The sequence below is a fragment of the Rubrivirga marina genome (assembly GCF_002283365.1).
Classification (GTDB): domain Bacteria; phylum Bacteroidota; class Rhodothermia; order Rhodothermales; family Rubricoccaceae; genus Rubrivirga; species Rubrivirga marina.
The window spans coordinates 1-683 of the sequence record NZ_MQWD01000011.1 but is presented as its reverse complement, the minus strand read 5'-3'; the positions used below and the strand labels follow the sequence as shown (position 1 = coordinate 683).

The 683-nt window shown below is 66.8% G+C and carries 1 protein-coding gene; it reads left to right on the top strand.

The window, feature by feature from the left end:
• Nucleotides 1-199: 199 nt before the first annotated feature.
• The gene (locus tag BSZ37_RS21320) at nucleotides 200-649 is read left to right on the top strand and encodes a hypothetical protein (RefSeq protein WP_143537521.1); all 450 of its coding nucleotides are present in this window, start codon (nucleotides 200-202) and stop codon (nucleotides 647-649) included.
• Nucleotides 650-683 lie beyond the last annotated feature (34 nt).

Genomic DNA, 683 nt, shown 5'->3' with positions numbered 1-683 from the left:
TCGCCAATCGTTCTGCCGCCCCGGCGCCTGTAGTTCGGTTGCACCAGAGGGCCGCTCCCGCACCGACCTATGCTGGAGCGAGTCCCTCGCGTCCCGTCCGTTGAACCGCCCCGCGCTCTCTGTTTTTGTCCTCCTGACGGCTATCACTGCCGGGTGCGCTTGGCGGGGTACGAGCGGGCGGCTCCACGCCGAACCCTCCGTGGCGTCTGCCCTCCCGTTCTCGAACGTTGGCGTCTACGTCGCGGTCGGTGGGAACGAGTCATGCGGCCGGACGGACCCCCGCGTTACGGACGGGGAGGGAACCCTAAACGGCCGTGCGATGGCCTTCTCTACCGACGGAGACTTCTTCGTGGCGCGGTCCGTCGAGGACATGCGGACTTCGCTCACATCCCGGGACGACTACGGCCCGATCGTCTCACGAGGGAACTACCGCGTGGTGGGCGGTCGAGTCGATGCCCGAGCCGTCATCCCAGGAGGGGATTCCTCTTTCCGGCACATCGTGGTCACGTACACCCTCATTCCCACCGGGCCAGAGTCGTTCCTCAGCGAGCAGCTCTTCAGCCGAGGGAAAGTGGTGGTCCGCTACGGGGAGCACGAGGAGAGGTGGGTCTGCTACCGCCAGCGGTTCGAGCTGTCCAGGAGCGAGTGAAGGACACGACGGAAGCGGGCGGCAGAACCCGCCG